13 protein-coding genes are annotated in these 14,696 nt (G+C 38.7%); 4 read left to right on the top strand and 9 right to left on the bottom strand.

Features of this window, described 5'->3' with window-relative positions:
* Nucleotides 1–199 precede the first annotated feature (199 nt).
* Together dnaE and ESZ48_RS00040 are read right to left on the bottom strand one after the other, a co-directional pair.
* Nucleotides 200–4,588, bottom strand: coding sequence for a DNA polymerase III subunit alpha (dnaE, locus tag ESZ48_RS00035; protein WP_129015269.1), 4,389 nt, complete (start codon nt 4,586–4,588; stop codon nt 200–202).
* Nucleotides 4,589–4,802: 214 nt separating this feature from the next.
* The gene (locus ESZ48_RS00040) at nt 4,803–5,267 is read right to left on the bottom strand and encodes a DUF6252 family protein (protein WP_129015270.1); all 465 of its coding nucleotides are present in this window, start codon (nt 5,265–5,267) and stop codon (nt 4,803–4,805) included.
* 390 nt (nt 5,268–5,657) lie between these two features.
* On the opposite strand from ESZ48_RS00040, the gene ESZ48_RS00045 reads away from it, so the two are divergent.
* From ESZ48_RS00045 to ESZ48_RS00060, 4 genes are all read left to right on the top strand, one after another.
* The gene (locus tag ESZ48_RS00045) at nt 5,658–6,227 is read left to right on the top strand and encodes a 30S ribosomal protein S16 (RefSeq protein WP_129015271.1); all 570 of its coding nucleotides are present in this window, start codon (nt 5,658–5,660) and stop codon (nt 6,225–6,227) included.
* Nucleotides 6,228–6,504: 277 nt separating this feature from the next.
* Complete coding sequence (gene rimM, locus ESZ48_RS00050; protein WP_129015272.1) at nt 6,505–7,029, top strand: ribosome maturation factor RimM; 525 nt, start codon at nt 6,505–6,507, stop codon at nt 7,027–7,029.
* Between the two features lie 207 nt (nt 7,030–7,236).
* A complete protein-coding gene (locus ESZ48_RS00055) occupies nt 7,237–7,968 on the top strand; it encodes a tRNA1(Val) (adenine(37)-N6)-methyltransferase (RefSeq protein WP_129015273.1) in 732 nt (243 codons plus the stop codon).
* Between the two features lie 64 nt (nt 7,969–8,032).
* Nucleotides 8,033–9,211: an acyl-CoA dehydrogenase family protein gene (locus tag ESZ48_RS00060; protein WP_129015274.1), complete on the top strand. Its 1,179-nt coding sequence runs from the start codon at nt 8,033–8,035 to the stop codon at nt 9,209–9,211.
* Nucleotides 9,212–9,400: 189 nt separating this feature from the next.
* On the opposite strand, the gene ESZ48_RS00065 is transcribed toward ESZ48_RS00060, so the two are convergent.
* From ESZ48_RS00065 to trmB, 7 genes are all read right to left on the bottom strand, one after another.
* Nucleotides 9,401–9,733, bottom strand: a complete 333-nt coding sequence (locus ESZ48_RS00065; RefSeq protein ID WP_129015275.1) for a 2Fe-2S iron-sulfur cluster-binding protein — start codon at nt 9,731–9,733, stop codon at nt 9,401–9,403.
* A gap of 59 nt (nt 9,734–9,792) precedes the next feature.
* Nucleotides 9,793–10,854, bottom strand: coding sequence for an NAD(P)/FAD-dependent oxidoreductase (locus ESZ48_RS00070; RefSeq protein ID WP_129015276.1), 1,062 nt, complete (start codon nt 10,852–10,854; stop codon nt 9,793–9,795).
* Between the two features lie 210 nt (nt 10,855–11,064).
* On the bottom strand, nt 11,065–11,316 hold the full coding sequence (locus tag ESZ48_RS00075; protein WP_129015277.1) for a NifU family protein: 252 nt from the start codon (nt 11,314–11,316) through the stop codon (nt 11,065–11,067).
* Nucleotides 11,317–11,363: 47 nt separating this feature from the next.
* Nucleotides 11,364–12,500: an Mrp/NBP35 family ATP-binding protein gene (locus ESZ48_RS00080; protein WP_129015278.1), complete on the bottom strand. Its 1,137-nt coding sequence runs from the start codon at nt 12,498–12,500 to the stop codon at nt 11,364–11,366.
* Between the two features lie 274 nt (nt 12,501–12,774).
* A complete protein-coding gene (locus ESZ48_RS00085) occupies nt 12,775–13,104 on the bottom strand; it encodes an MGMT family protein (protein WP_129015279.1) in 330 nt (109 codons plus the stop codon).
* On the bottom strand, nt 13,101–13,730 hold the full coding sequence (locus tag ESZ48_RS00090) for a LysE family transporter (protein WP_129015280.1): 630 nt from the start codon (nt 13,728–13,730) through the stop codon (nt 13,101–13,103). The genes ESZ48_RS00085 and ESZ48_RS00090 overlap by 4 nt, the downstream gene beginning before the upstream one ends.
* Nucleotides 13,731–13,732: 2 nt before the next feature.
* A complete protein-coding gene (gene trmB, locus ESZ48_RS00095; protein WP_129016020.1) occupies nt 13,733–14,407 on the bottom strand; it encodes a tRNA (guanosine(46)-N7)-methyltransferase TrmB in 675 nt (224 codons plus the stop codon).
* Nucleotides 14,408–14,696 lie beyond the last annotated feature (289 nt).

The raw sequence follows: 14,696 nt of genomic DNA on the forward strand, positions 1-14,696 counted from the left end.
TCTTTTTATGCGGTGGCTTCGCTCAGCTCAGTCACCGCATAAAAAGGATGCCACTGCAATCCCTTGCGCAAACTCGGGCTATTTAAATGGAATTGCTTCTAGAATCGAAACTATTTTCAACGATTATAGTATTGAACTACACACAAAACATATAACCGTCGTCTTCTTTTCATGAGATGCCTACAGTCGCAAACATTAATTAGTTTAATTTATAATATACATCTTGGTTGTTCAATTCGTCAAGCAATTCTTGAGAAATTCTCACCTTTTGCTTTCTACTTGGCATGTGCAACTTCATCTTTTCTTCGGTATCATAAACCAAGAAATTTAACGCGTGATTACCTTCGTGCATTTTTAAAATATCCTCTAGTGCCTTAATTTTGCTCTCTTTCAAATCCTTTATTTCCAATTGAATGGACAATTTTTTAGCATAGGTATCCATCACATCATGCAACAATTGAAAACTGGAAAACTGCAACCTTGGCTCGCTTTTCTTACCTGTCTCTTTGTTGACCCAGCCCTCCTTGACATACACCCTGATATAAACAAATGAACTTCTTACCAAAAAGTGTCTAAACCTTAGATACTCTTCTCCAAAAATTCGGAATTCAAAACTGTCCGTATAATCTTCAATGGTAAACATGGCCCAACCTTTACCTTGTTTGCTCACACGGTGTTCAACATCGGTAACGACCCCACCAAAAGTCATTTCTCGGTTAACAAATGGTTCCAGATCTGCAAAATGTGCTAGAGTAGCGTTGCAAAAGGTTTTCATTTCTACCTTAAAATCATCAAGAGGATGTCCGGAAATGTAAATCCCGACAACTTCTCGCTCTTGCGCTAATTTTTCCATAGTGCCCCATTCTTCACAAGGCGGCACCAATGGCTCTGCTATTTGGACATCACTGGCATCTCCAAACAAACTCACTTGTGCTGAATTTTCATTTTCCTGATGCTTACTGCCATACTTTATAGCCTTTTCCAAAAAGGTGATCCCGTCGCCCTCATCTTGAAAATATTGCGCCCTATGGGTATCGGTAAAGCAATCAAATCCGCCAGCCAGTGCTAGATTTTCAAATGCTTTTTTGTTGGCTGCTCTTAGATCCACACGTTTTGCAAAATCGAAAATAGATTTATATTGCCCGTCTTTTCTACGCTGCTCTACAATGGTCATTACCGCACCTCGTCCTACGCCCTTGATGGCACCCATTCCAAACCGAACGGCATAATCTTTATTTACAGAGAACTTGTAAAAGGATTCATTGACATCTGGTCCAAGTACATTTAATTTCATGCGCTTGCATTCTTCCATAAAGAATGTCACCTGTTTGATGTCATTCATATTATTACTTAATACCGATGCCATATACTCTGCAGGGTAATGCGCTTTTAAATAGGCGGTTTGGTAAGCAATCCACGCGTAACAGGTAGAATGCGATTTGTTAAACGCATAACTTGCAAAGGCTTCCCAGTCCTTCCAAATTTTTTCCAGTTTTTTAGCATCATGACCTTTTGCTTCTGCTTGGGCAATAAATTTTGGTTTCATTTTGTCCAAAACCGCGATCTGCTTTTTACCCATTGCCTTACGTAAAACGTCGGCTTCACCCTTGGTGAAATCGGCTAGTTTTTGAGACAGCAACATCACCTGCTCCTGGTAAACGGTAATCCCGTAAGTTTCCTTCAAGTATTCTTCCATCGCAGGAAGGTCATAGTCTATTTCCTCTTCGCCATGTTTTCTTCGGGTAAAACTCGGAATGTACTCCATTGGTCCCGGTCGGTACAAGGCATTCATTGCAATCAAATCCTCAAAAACGGTTGGTTTCAATTCCTTAAGATGTTTCTGCATCCCTGGCGACTCATACTGAAACACCCCAACGGTTTCACCCTTTTGAAACAGCTCGTAAGTCAATTCGTCATCCAAAGGAAAACTATCAGGATCGAGCAAAATATCGTGTTTCGCCTTCACGATTTTCACTGTATCCTTTATTAAGGTCAAGGTTTTCAATCCCAAGAAATCCATTTTCAGCAATCCGGCATCCTCAACCACGGAGTTGTCAAACTGGGTCACATACAAATCAGAATCCTTAGCGGTTGCCACTGGGACAAATTTTGTAATATCATCAGGTGTAATAATCACCCCACAAGCGTGGATTCCCGTATTTCTGACAGATCCTTCAAGAATTCGTGCCAAATTAAGGGTTTCTGCCTCCAAGCCTGAACCTTCTGCGATATTAAGCAGCTCATTAACCTTTTCTAAATCGTCAGATCGGAACGCTTTACTGAGTTGTTTTTCATCATAACCAAATATTTTACTCAATTTTGACATGGTTGGGATGAGTTTCGAAATCCTGTCGGCATCAAAAAGCGGCAGATCTAAAACTCTTGCGGTATCTCTAATGGAAGATTTCGCCGCCATCGTACCATAAGTAATAATTTGCGCCACCTGATTGCTGCCATATTTATTGATGACATAATCCATTACCTTGCTCCGACCTTCATCATCAAAATCAATATCAATATCTGGCATACTAACACGATCCGGATTCAAGAAACGCTCAAAAAGCAAGTTGTACTTTAACGGATCGATATTGGTAATCTTCAAACAATAAGCCACCACTGATCCTGCCGCAGATCCACGACCTGGACCTACGGAAACATCCATATTCCGCGCCTCTCGTATAAAATCTTCAACAATCAAGAAATAGCCTGGATATCCCGTATTTTCAATAACGCTCAACTCAAAGTCTATCCGCTCCTTGATTTCATCTGTGAGTTCCGGATACCGTTTTTTGGCACCTTCATAAGTTATATAACGTAGATAAGCATTTTCGCCGCGCTTTCCTTTATCTATAAGATCCTCTTCATGTTTGAATTCGTCAGGAATTCCAAATGCAGGCAAAAGCACATCTCTTGCCAATTCAAAAGCTTCAACTTTATCCACCACTTCCTGAATATTGGATATGGCTTCCGGAATGTCCTTAAAGAGCTTTTTCATCTCTTCTGAAGACTTAAAATAATATTCTTGGTTAGGCATCCCAAAACGATACCCTCTGCCGCGACCTATAGGTGTTGCCTGTTTTTCTCCATCTTTAACACACAACAAAATATCATGCGCATTGGCATCTTCCTTCTTACAATAATAAGTATTGTTGGTTGCCACTAACTTGATGTCATGTTTTCTGGCAAAATCTATCAGAACAGGATTCACACGATTTTCATCTTCCTGATTATGGCGCATTAGTTCAATATAAAGATCGTCGCCAAACTCTTCTTTCCACCAAAGCAAGGCCTCCTCTGCTTGGTTTTCACCAATATTCAAGATTTTACTCGGAACTTCTCCATAAAGATTCCCCGTCAATACAATTAAATCTTCCTTGTACTGTTGGATCAACTTCTTATCAATTCGTGGGAGATAATAAAAGCCATCCACAAAGGCGTGTGATGATAATTTGGATAAATTATGGTAACCGTTTTTATTTTTCGCCAACATGACAATCTGATAGCCGTTATCCTTTCGCGACTTATCTTTATGGTCTTCACATACAAAAAACTCACATCCAAGAATGGGTTTGATTATTTTTTCAGTAGGCATTTCACCGCGCACTTCTGCGGCTTTGTTCTTCGCTTCAACGTTTCTATTATGATTTCCTACTGCTCTTATAAAGTGAAAGGCACCCATCATATTGGCATGATCCGTAAGCGCCACCGCAGACATATTTTGTTCCGCTGCTGCCGCCACCAACTGAGGGATGCTGATAGTAGATTGCAATACTGAAAATTGAGAGTGGTTGTGTAAATGCACAAACTCAACCTCTTTAAGTTCTTCTATATTTTGGGCAATCTCCTTTTTTGTAGGCTCGTCAGATTCTTGGAGAGCTTCAATCTGTTTTTTAATTTTTGCACTTTCAGCCTTCAGATTGATATGCTTTAAGCCGATAAGCTGTATCGTTGCCGGATTTGCCTCTTTAAAATTTTCGAAATAATCTGAAGGCACATCCAACTGTTCCTGGGTGTATTCTTCACGTCTTATCAACTCCAAAAAGCAACGTGTTGTTGCTTCAACGTCGGCAGTAGCATTATGCGCTTCCGAAAAAGGCGTGTTAAATAGAAACTCATGCAACTCCGTTAAAGTTGGCAATTTGAATCTGCCATAACGTCCTCCAGGAAGTTGACATAAAGTAGCGGTATGTTCGGTACAGGTATCCAAAACAGGAAGTTCCTGCAAATTATTTAAAACACTTTCACGGTGGAACTCCGCACCCATAATATTCAAGTCGAAGGCGACATTCTGACCCACAACAAATTTGGCTTTTGCCAAAGCTGCATTGAACTTCTCCAATACCTCAGCCAATGGAATACCTTGTTGTTGGGCTAATTCAGTTGAAATACCGTGGATTTTCTCGGCATCATACGGGATATTAAATCCGTCAGGTTGCACCAGATAATCCTCATGTTCAATACAATTCCCCATGCCATCGTGCAATTGCCATGCAATTTGGATGCATCTCGGCCAGTTGTCAGTATCACTGATGGGCGCATCCCAACGTTTTGGTAATCCTGTAGTTTCGGTGTCGAATATTAAATACATGTAGTGTAGAGTTGTTTGTCATGACGTCGTTTTTGACTACGAATTCACGAATATTTGAGCTTAAGGCTGTTGAAATTGTTGGGTTTGTTCTTTGAAATATAAGTTTTTAAAATTACACATTAATAACGTTTTTTTAAAGGGAAAGTCATGAAAAGTTACCAAAGAAAAAGCAGGTCAAGAAGAACACCTCTAAAATCTATATGTGCATTTCATCTTATCTCACAGGTATTTTGTAGAGCACGCCTTGATTGAATCCTACGGAATATAGACCATCTGATGAAAAAGCAATAAACCTAAAAGTACCAGTAACTGTTTTTCCATCAAATTCAGTAATTACCACCTGCCCTATTTCTGGATACAACGCACCTTCCTGACTTGGTGGATTTATAGTAGAATAAGAAATGTTTTCAAGATCTAAAAAATCGATTCTCGAATCGCTCATTTCAGATAAAACATAGGTGCCTTCCTGAAGTGAAGATAACCTAAAGGTCATTTTTTCGAATTTATCACCAGCATTGATCGTCAGTCTGCCATTTTCAGCGAGCACGGCATCAAAATAAGTGGCGCTCCAAAGTTGATAGTTTTTATTTCCTTGAAGCGCAGGCGAATTGAATTTCACCTCATCGCTACAGCCATAGAATGCGGTTATGGTAATTATAAGCAAGACAATTTTCCTCATTGTATTAAATTTAACCAACGTATTAGAAACTAAATAAACAACAAATAACGGTTTTGGCAGTATCAAAAAGGATATTTAAAACCTGTATTAATTTGAAGGGCAAACCAATTAAAGTCAAAATTACATTTTCTTGGCCATTAATTTCACCAATTCGCTCGAATAACACTAACACAACTAATATAAAATGAGTCAATTAGCATCCATATCCATTCATAAGAAACGAAAATCACCTAAATATTAGAAAAACTAGTAACTGGTTGTGGCTTAAAACGCCATATCTATTTGACTTGACTTTATTTACTTGAAATAATTTGACAATAAAAAAATATTTATGGTATCTTTGCAGACTTATTAATAATAGAGGTCGCGAACCTCACTAATTAATTATTTATGTCAGTTAAAATTAGATTACAAAGACGTGGAAAAAAAGGGAAACCTTATTTCTGGATTGTTGCAGCTGATGCACGATCAAAAAGAGATGGTAAGTACTTAGAGAAAATCGGTGCTTACAATCCAACAACCAATCCAGCAACTATTGAATTAGACGTTGATTTGGCTGTAAGTTGGCTTCAAAATGGCGCACAACCTACTGATACGGCAAGAGGAATTTTGTCTTACAAAGGTGCCATGTTGAAAAATCATCTTGCAGGTGGTGTTAGAAAAGGTGCTTTAACAGAAGAGCAAGCAGAAGAGAAATTCGCTGCCTGGTTAGAAGAAAAAGCAGGTAAAGTTGACGCCAAAAAAGAAGGTTTAGCAAAAGCTGGTGCTGATGCTAAAGCAAAAGCTCTTGAAGCTGAAAAAGAAACAAATGCGAAGCGTGAAGCTGAAGCTGCACAGGTTATCGCCGATGCAGAGGCTGCTGAAGCGGCTGCAAATGCGCCTGCAGAAGAAGCTGCCGAAGTTGAAGCATCTACTGAAGAAGCTCCTGCTGAAGATGCTGAAACAAAAACAGAAGAATAAAGAATTTATTTTTTATACTTTTAAACTCCGATATGACCTATCGGAGTTTTTTTGTGAAATAGCGTTCTTTTTTACAGAAAAAAGAATGCGTTATTGAACAAATCTCGCTTTTTGGCGGGATCCCACATATATTTGCACATTCCCTTGCAAAAGGGAATCTCAGGTTACATGTAAAACTTTACCTTTGACGAGATCTTATATACACCGGGCACATTTTATCTGTGATGAAGGATCTTATTATATTGATTAAATTATAGATTAAATAAAAAAAGAACCGATGCTAAAAAAAGACTGCTTCTTCGTTGGGAAAATTGTAAAGAAATACAGTTTTAAAGGTGAATTATTGATAAAATTAGACACGGATGAACCCGAAATGTTCGAAGATATGGAATCCGTTTTCATAGATCTACGCAATAATTTGGTCCCGTTTTTTATTGAATCGTCTCAATTGCATAAGTCAGAATTGTTGCGCATAAAATTTGAAGACGTAGACTCTGAGCAAGATGCGGATGCCTTGTTAAAATCTGACCTCTATCTTCCTTTAGAATTTCTTCCCAAACTTGATGACGATAAATTCTATTTTCACGAGATCATCGGTTTTACGGTTGAAGATGTCAATTTTGGAATGGTCGGCATTGTCAAATCAATCAATGATTCCACAGCCCAAGCGCTTTTTGAGATTGATCGTGATGGGATTGAAATCCTGATTCCGATGAATGATGCGTTTATTAAGAAAGTCGACAAAAAGAAGAAATTGATTATTGTTGACACTCCGGAAGGATTGATTGATTTGTACCTGTAATCCCATCCTAAATCCTTCCCAAAGGGAAGGACTTTCAGTACTATGGCTGAAACTTTTAAGAGATTTAAATGAATCGTTTGAATTGGAATTAACTCATCTTATAAATGAGGCAGAAGAACTAAGGAAAATCCTATCTGCAATCATAAACAAAACCTAATTTATTGTTTTCACTTTGGAATTTGGAATTTTAAAAACTTGGTACTTTATATGAAACCTTTTGAATTCAAACACTTCACAATTAACCAAGACCGTTGCGCCATGAAAATTGGCACGGATTCGGTATTGCTAGGTGCTTGGACCTCGATAGATTCAAATCCGTATTCTATTTTAGATATTGGCGCGGGCACTGGTGTTCTAGCTTTGATATTAGCACAACGCAGCGATGCCCAACTTATTGATGCCATTGAAATTGATGATGCAGCCTATGAACAATGTGTAGAGAATTTCGAAAGTTCACCTTGGGGAGATCGTCTTTTCTGTTACCATGCTTCTTTAGAGGAATTTGTTGAAGAGCTCTCTGATGATGAAGTAGAAACCGATGAGAAATATGACTTAATTATCTCAAATCCGCCATTTTATTTAAACACTTACAAAAGTGACAATGAGCAACGGGATTTAGCCCGATTTATGGATGCGATGCCGTTTAGACAGCTTATTGAAGGTGTATCAAAATTACTATCTCCACAAGGAACATTTTCTGTGGTCATTCCTTTTTCGGAAGAAAAAGAGTTTATCGTGTTAGCTTCCAAAGAACATCTTTTTCCAAACCGAATTCTAAGAGTTAAAGGATCACCACCGTCAGAAATCAAGCGAAGTTTACTCCAATTCTCTTTTCAGGAAACTATAGTAAATCCAAAGGAACTTATTATCGAAACCTCAAGACATCAGTACACCGATGACTATATTGCGCTGACCAAAGATTTCTATCTCAAAATGTAGTTTAAAATTGTTCCCTGATAACGTTTTCGTTACTTTTGTGTTTCAATAATTTAAATCCAAAAGAATGAAGCCAGATTTGTTTCAAGCCCCTGATTATTATAATATTGATGAGTTATTAAATGACGAACATCGTTTGGTACGTGATGCCGCAAGAGAATGGGTAAAACGTGAAGTTTCTCCTATCATTGAAGACTATGCCCAAAGAGCTGAGTTTCCTAAACAGATCATCAACGGACTAGCCGAAATTGGTGCTTTTGGACCTTACATTCCTGCCGAATATGGCGGTGCTGGTCTAGATCAGATTTCTTATGGTCTGATCATGCAAGAAATTGAACGTGGTGATTCTGGCGTGAGAAGTACAGCTTCTGTACAATCTTCATTAGTGATGTATCCTATATGGAAATACGGGAACGAAGAGCAACGTCAAAGATTTCTACCCAAACTTGCCAGTGGCGAATGGATGGGAAGTTTCGGACTTACGGAACCTGACCATGGTAGCGACCCGGCAGGTATGACCACAAATTTCAAGGATAAGGGTGATCATTATCTTTTAAATGGAGCCAAAATGTGGATTTCAAATGCACCTTTTTGTCAAGTAGCCGTAGTTTGGGCCAAAAACGAAGAAGGCCGCATCCACGGATTGATTGTAGAGCGCGGAATGGAAGGATTCTCTACCCCTGAAACACATAACAAATGGTCTTTGAGAGCTTCTGCTACCGGAGAACTTATTTTTGATAATGTTAAAGTTCCTAAAGAACACCTATTGCCCAATAAATCTGGGTTAGGCGCGCCATTAGGCTGTTTGGATTCTGCGCGTTACGGCATTGCTTGGGGCGCTATTGGTGCTGCCATGGATTGTTATGACACCGCCTTACGCTATAGCAAAGAGCGCATGCAGTTTGGAAAACCTATCGGACAATTCCAATTGCAGCAAAAGAAATTGGCTGAAATGATTACTGAAATCACCAAGGCTCAACTATTAGCCTGGAGACTTGGGGTCATGAGAGAAAACGGAACGGCAACCTCAGCACAAATATCGATGGCAAAACGCAATAATGTGGAAATGGCCATTACTATTGCTCGTGAAGCACGTCAAATTTTAGGAGGTATGGGAATAACTGGCGAATACAGCATCATGCGCCACTCAATGAACCTTGAAAGTGTCATCACTTATGAAGGTACCCACGACATCCACTTACTGATTACAGGATTGGACATCACAGGATTGAACGCCTTCAAATAAAATTCCTGCCTAGGCAGGAAACCTAGTTAACCTTGAGATTGGTTGATATTTTCGTTCAATCGATTTACAAAACAAAAAATGCTTCTTTTAACAGAAGCATTTTTTTGTGTTTTTAAGTAAAAAAATAAAGAAAATTTTAAAGATTGCTAGACCTCACAGGTTTTAGATACCTGTGAGGTCTCCCGTTAATTAAGACTCGGGCGCCAATTCCACCTCCAAGCCTTCCAATTCAATGGTAATAGGAATCTGGCAACTCAATCGAGAGTTATCTTTCACATAAAAAGCTTCAGATAGCATGGCCTCTTCTTCGTCTTGCATTTCTGGAAGCTGAGTGCCATTTATGACATAACATTGACAAGAGGCACACATGGCCATTCCGCCACAGGTGCCAATGGTACCTTCTGGCGCAAGCTCATAGCTTCTAACCACTTCCATTAAGTTCATGGCCATATCTGTAGGTGCCATGACCTCATGAGTAACACCTTCTCTATCTGTTATTTTTATGGTGATATCTTGTTCCATTTATTATTCTTATTCAAACCTGTCAGGTTTTGAAAACCTGACAGGTCTAATACAATTTATTAATCTATCGCTTTTACCACTTGTTTTGGAGCTTCCTTACGCGTACCATCAAAACCATCCACACCACTAACCGTTGTATATTTTAAAACATAACGCTTTCCAGGATTTATGATTTGATATGCAGCTTGGCACATCAAGGTTGCTTCATGGAAGCCACACAGGATAAGTTTCAATTTACCCGGATAGGTATTCACATCACCTATGGCAAAAATGCCAGGGATATTGGTTTGATAGTCCAAAGCATTGTTGACCACTATCGCGTTTTTCTCGATTTCAAGTCCCCATTTGGCAATAGGTCCAAGTTTAGGAGATAATCCAAACAATGGAATAAAATGATCGCACTCAATCTCAAATTCCTTTTCGATATTTAGAGCCTGAGAAACCACTACCGCCTCAACTTTATGATCACCAACAATATTGATGACCTCAGCCGGTGTCACCAGATTTATTTTTCCTGAATTCTTTAATTCTTGAACTTTATCCACAGAATCCAAAGCACCTCTAAATTCATTACGTCTATGAATCAAAGTAACCTCAGAAGCGATGTCGGAAAGAAAAATACTCCAATCTAAAGCAGAGTCTCCTCCACCTGAAATGACCACACGTTTATTTCTATAAATTTCCGGGTCTTTTATAAAGTACTCCACCCCTTTATCTTCAAAGTAGCTAATATTAGGAATCAAAGGTTTACGTGGTTCAAAACTACCTAAACCTCCAGCAATTGCAACTATTGGCGCTTGATGTTGGGTGCCTTTATTTGTGGTGACAATGAACGTGCCGTCCTCTTGTTTTTCAATGGTATCTGCCCGCTCGCCCAAAGTAAATCCAGGTTCGAACTGCTTACACTGCTCCAAGAGATTTTTGGTTAAATCGCCCGCTAATATCTCAGGAAAACCAGGGATATCATAGATGGGTTTTTTAGGATAAAGCTCTGTGCATTGACCGCCAGGCTGTGGCAAGGCATCAATTAGGTGGCATTTCATTTTTAATAATCCGGCTTCGAACACAGCAAAAAGTCCTGTTGGTCCTGCGCCAATGATAAGTATATCTGTTTTAATCATATAATGGCCACGATCCTGTCTTACGACAGGCTGAAGTGGTATTTCCTTTAATTCAACTTTATTTTATAACGCAAAAATCCAAATAATAAAACTTAAATTTTATGACATTTGTCATTTGCGCGAAGAATGCGGTTCTGGCGTTCGGAGATTTCATCGCTAAGATATCTGCATAGAACCCTATGTATAGCATTCCGATTCCTAACCAATTCTCTACTTTATTTCTCCCTCTACATTGATGACATGCTCAATTTGAGGTGCATATTTCTTAATGGTCATTTCAACACCTGACTTTAAGGTCATTTGATTGACTGAACATCCTACACAAGCACCTTCAAGCTGTACTCTTACCAAATTGTCATTTTCTATGGACAATAAAGCAATATCTCCACCATCACTTTGTAGAAATGGACGGATTTCATCAAGTGCTTTCTCAACATTTAATCTAAGTTCTTCAGTTGTCATATTACTTATTTAAGGGTGTTTTCAATTCCATTTAAAGGCATTGTTATTTATTTTTTAACTGCTGAACATCCAGCCATCGTTGTAATTTTGATAGCTTCTGTAGGCGGTAAATCGTCATTACGTCTTACCACTTCTTCCACAACGTTCTGGGTGAGTTTTTCGAAGGCTTTTTCTAAAGGCGTGGCGGTTTGCAAAGCTGCAGGACGTCCCACATCTCCGGCTTCACGGATGCTTTGTATCAATGGAATTTCGCCTAAAAATGGAACATCTAAATCTTGAGCCAAGTGTCTAGCCCCTTCTTTTCCGAAAATATAGTACTTGTTTTCCGGCAATTCAGCAGGTGTAAAATAGGCCATATTTTCAATAATTCCTAACACCGGTACGTTTATGCTTTCTTGTTGAAACATGGAAACACCTTTCTTGGCATCAGCTAAAGCTACGTTTTGTGGCGTACTTACAATAACAGCACCTGTGATAGGTAAAGATTGCATGATACTTAAATGGATATCTCCAGTTCCTGGAGGCAAATCGATGAGCATGAAATCCAACTCACCCCAATGCGCATCAAAAATCATTTGATTTAATGCCTTTGCTGCCATTGGACCACGCCATACCACAGCTTGATTTGGTTGGGTGAAAAATCCGATGGACAATATCTTAACGCCATAACTCTCTATCGGTTTCATTTTGGATTTACCATCGATGTTAACGGCTATCGGCTTTTCTAACTCCACATCAAACATGATCGGAATAGATGGCCCATAAATATCAGCATCTAGAATACCCACTTTAAAACCCATTTTAGCTAAAGTAACCGCTAGGTTTGCTGTAACTGTAGATTTACCTACTCCTCCTTTACCCGAAGCGACTGCTATAATATTCTGAATCCCAGGAATGGCTTTCCCTTTAATGGTATTTGCCGACGCTTTTGGCGGTGCATCCACTTTTATATTAACGGTGATTTTTGCTTTTTCGTAAACCTGATCATGAATGGCTTTCATAATTTCTACTTCAGTCTTCTTTTTCGCCTGAAGCGTCGGATTAGAAATGGTGATATCTACGATGACTTCGTCAGCAAAAGTAACGACGTTTTTCACTGCACCACTTTCCACCATGTTTTTACCTTCACCAGGAACAGTAATACTCTCGAGCGCTTTAAGGATGTCTTGTTTATGTAATTTCATTATATTGAGATGCTAAAAGAAAAAGAATAAAGACAATTACACGAGTTCATCTTTTATTCTTCACTTATTTTTATTAAGAATCATTCTAAAGTGCAAATATAATTAATATTGCTGGAAGAAGGAAGCTGGAAGCATGAAGATTTCAATGGCTGGATTGAAGTGGTCTATCACTAATTCTAATGTGATTATTTGTAAATTTTACATAAATTAGGAAATAATGAGATCAACTTCTTTCGTATAGTTTTCGATTGAATTTAACTTTGATGACAGAGATCTAAAGCTCTTTAAGTGGATCCCAAAATATCTTATCAAAGTTCTGGACTTGATTATCCTTTACAAGAACGCCTTCACTTTCCAAGAGTTGCTGCATTAAGTTGGTGCCTTCAAAATGATGTTTGCCACTAAGCAATCCATTTCTATTGACCACACGATGTGCGGGAACATCTTTACCCACCGATCCATTTAATGCATAACCTACCATTCTTGCACTTCGTGCTGCGCCCAAAAAATTTGCAATGGCGCCAAAGCTGGTCACGCGACCATAGGGAATTTGCTTTGCAACCTCGTATACCTTTTCAAAAAAATTAAGCGTTTCTGGTTTCATAACGCTCTTACAATATTGAATAATGTGACTATGGCAATTATCCCTGTTATAGTACCAATAGTATAATTCATGTTTTTTTGAGAGGTGAGATTTTTGTTCTTGATCTTATCAAAAAAGAAAATGTACATATACAACATAACAAAAGTGCCCATTACCGCACCGCCAACATAGGAAATAATCATGGGTCTATTAAATTCCAGCCAGCCAAAGGAAGCCAACGTAACGGTCATATAAGCTTGATAAGGAATTGGAAACACATTGATGGCAGATAAGAACATGCCATGAAAGAAGCGACTGTGTTTACTTCTTGATTGTGGTTCCACTTCAGTTTTGGAAGTCGCTTTTGCGATAAGGAGATAATAAACAGTGATCAAAACAAATATAACGAAGGCCACACGTTGCAATACTTTAACCACATCAAGATGATTAGATAAATATCGAGCAAACATGGCCGCAATATAAGTTTGTAAAAACACGACTACACAAACCCCAATCGAAAACATTATGCCTCTTACATGGCCTTCTTTAAGGCTTATTTTGGCAGCTGTCATATTCAATAATCCAGGAGGAATAACGCCAACAAGGGCGATAACCATTCCAAGTAAAAATATGACGGTAATGTTCAAGTTTATTTAATTTTAAATCTAATATAGGTAATTGCTTTGTTCTTTTCTAAATACTGACCTTCATAATACGTCTGAATTTCTGTGACTTCTGCAGGACTTCCTTCTTGTTTGTAAACGTTATGGTTGGCATAAAGCACGTCATGACCGGCTCCATGAAGCAAGCCTAAAGTGTATCCATGCATAAATTCACTATCCGTTTTTAGGTGAACAACTCCTTCTGGTTTCAGTATGGATTTATAGCGCTCCAAAAAGACAGCATTCGTCATTCGATGCTTGGTGCGTTTATATTTTATCTGAGGATCAGGGAATGTGATCCAGATTTCATCAACTTCATTTTTCCCGAAAGCGTGGTCAATAAGCTCTATTTGTGTTCGTAAAAATGCCACATTTGGGACACCATCTTCTACGGCTGTTTTCGCACCTCTCCAAAATCGGGCGCCTTTAATATCAATGCCAATGAAATTTTTATTTGGATATCTTTCCGCCAACCCAAGGGTATATTCTCCCTTTCCACAGCCCAATTCTAAAACCAAAGGATGATCATTTTTAAAGACCTCCGCATTCCAATGACCTTTCAAATCAAAATTGTCACTCACCAATTCTTCACGCGTTGGTTGATAAACGTTTGAAAAGGTTTCATTTTCCCTAAATCTTTTGAGTTTATTTTTACTTCCCACTTTTATTGTTTCTGTTTTCCCACCTCCGCCAAAGCTATTGACGGGCAGTCTTGTTTGTTGTTTCAAGTTTACGTGCCTATAAACACGCTAATCTTTTAATAATTGGCAAAATTAATCAAATATATGAAAGCCATTAGTTCCTTATCTTTGAATGTTAAAAGATTCTTTTTGAATGTTTGCTAAATTTGCTCGAGGGGTTGAAGCGGCATCCTTTTTTTGCCTCTCCAAAAACTTATAACAGCCTCATGTTTGTTTGGAAAAAAAAGACCCGGACGGGTAGGTACAACGG

Source organism: Gelidibacter gilvus, from assembly GCF_004115975.1.
GTDB classification, from domain to species: Bacteria; Bacteroidota; Bacteroidia; order Flavobacteriales; family Flavobacteriaceae; genus Gelidibacter; species Gelidibacter gilvus.

Coding starts and splice junctions, on each gene's coding strand:
- dnaE (WP_129015269.1), bottom strand. CDS start 4,588: ATGTATTTAATATTCGACACCGAAACTACAGGATTACCAAAACGTTGG.
- ESZ48_RS00040 (WP_129015270.1), bottom strand. CDS start 5,267: ATGAGGAAAATTGTCTTGCTTATAATTACCATAACCGCATTCTATGGC.
- ESZ48_RS00045 (WP_129015271.1), top strand. CDS start 5,658: ATGTCAGTTAAAATTAGATTACAAAGACGTGGAAAAAAAGGGAAACCT.
- rimM (WP_129015272.1), top strand. CDS start 6,505: ATGCTAAAAAAAGACTGCTTCTTCGTTGGGAAAATTGTAAAGAAATAC.
- ESZ48_RS00055 (WP_129015273.1), top strand. CDS start 7,237: ATGAAACCTTTTGAATTCAAACACTTCACAATTAACCAAGACCGTTGC.
- ESZ48_RS00060 (WP_129015274.1), top strand. CDS start 8,033: ATGAAGCCAGATTTGTTTCAAGCCCCTGATTATTATAATATTGATGAG.
- ESZ48_RS00065 (WP_129015275.1), bottom strand. CDS start 9,733: ATGGAACAAGATATCACCATAAAAATAACAGATAGAGAAGGTGTTACT.
- ESZ48_RS00070 (WP_129015276.1), bottom strand. CDS start 10,854: ATGATTAAAACAGATATACTTATCATTGGCGCAGGACCAACAGGACTT.
- ESZ48_RS00075 (WP_129015277.1), bottom strand. CDS start 11,316: ATGACAACTGAAGAACTTAGATTAAATGTTGAGAAAGCACTTGATGAA.
- ESZ48_RS00080 (WP_129015278.1), bottom strand. CDS start 12,500: ATGAAATTACATAAACAAGACATCCTTAAAGCGCTCGAGAGTATTACT.
- ESZ48_RS00085 (WP_129015279.1), bottom strand. CDS start 13,104: ATGAAACCAGAAACGCTTAATTTTTTTGAAAAGGTATACGAGGTTGCA.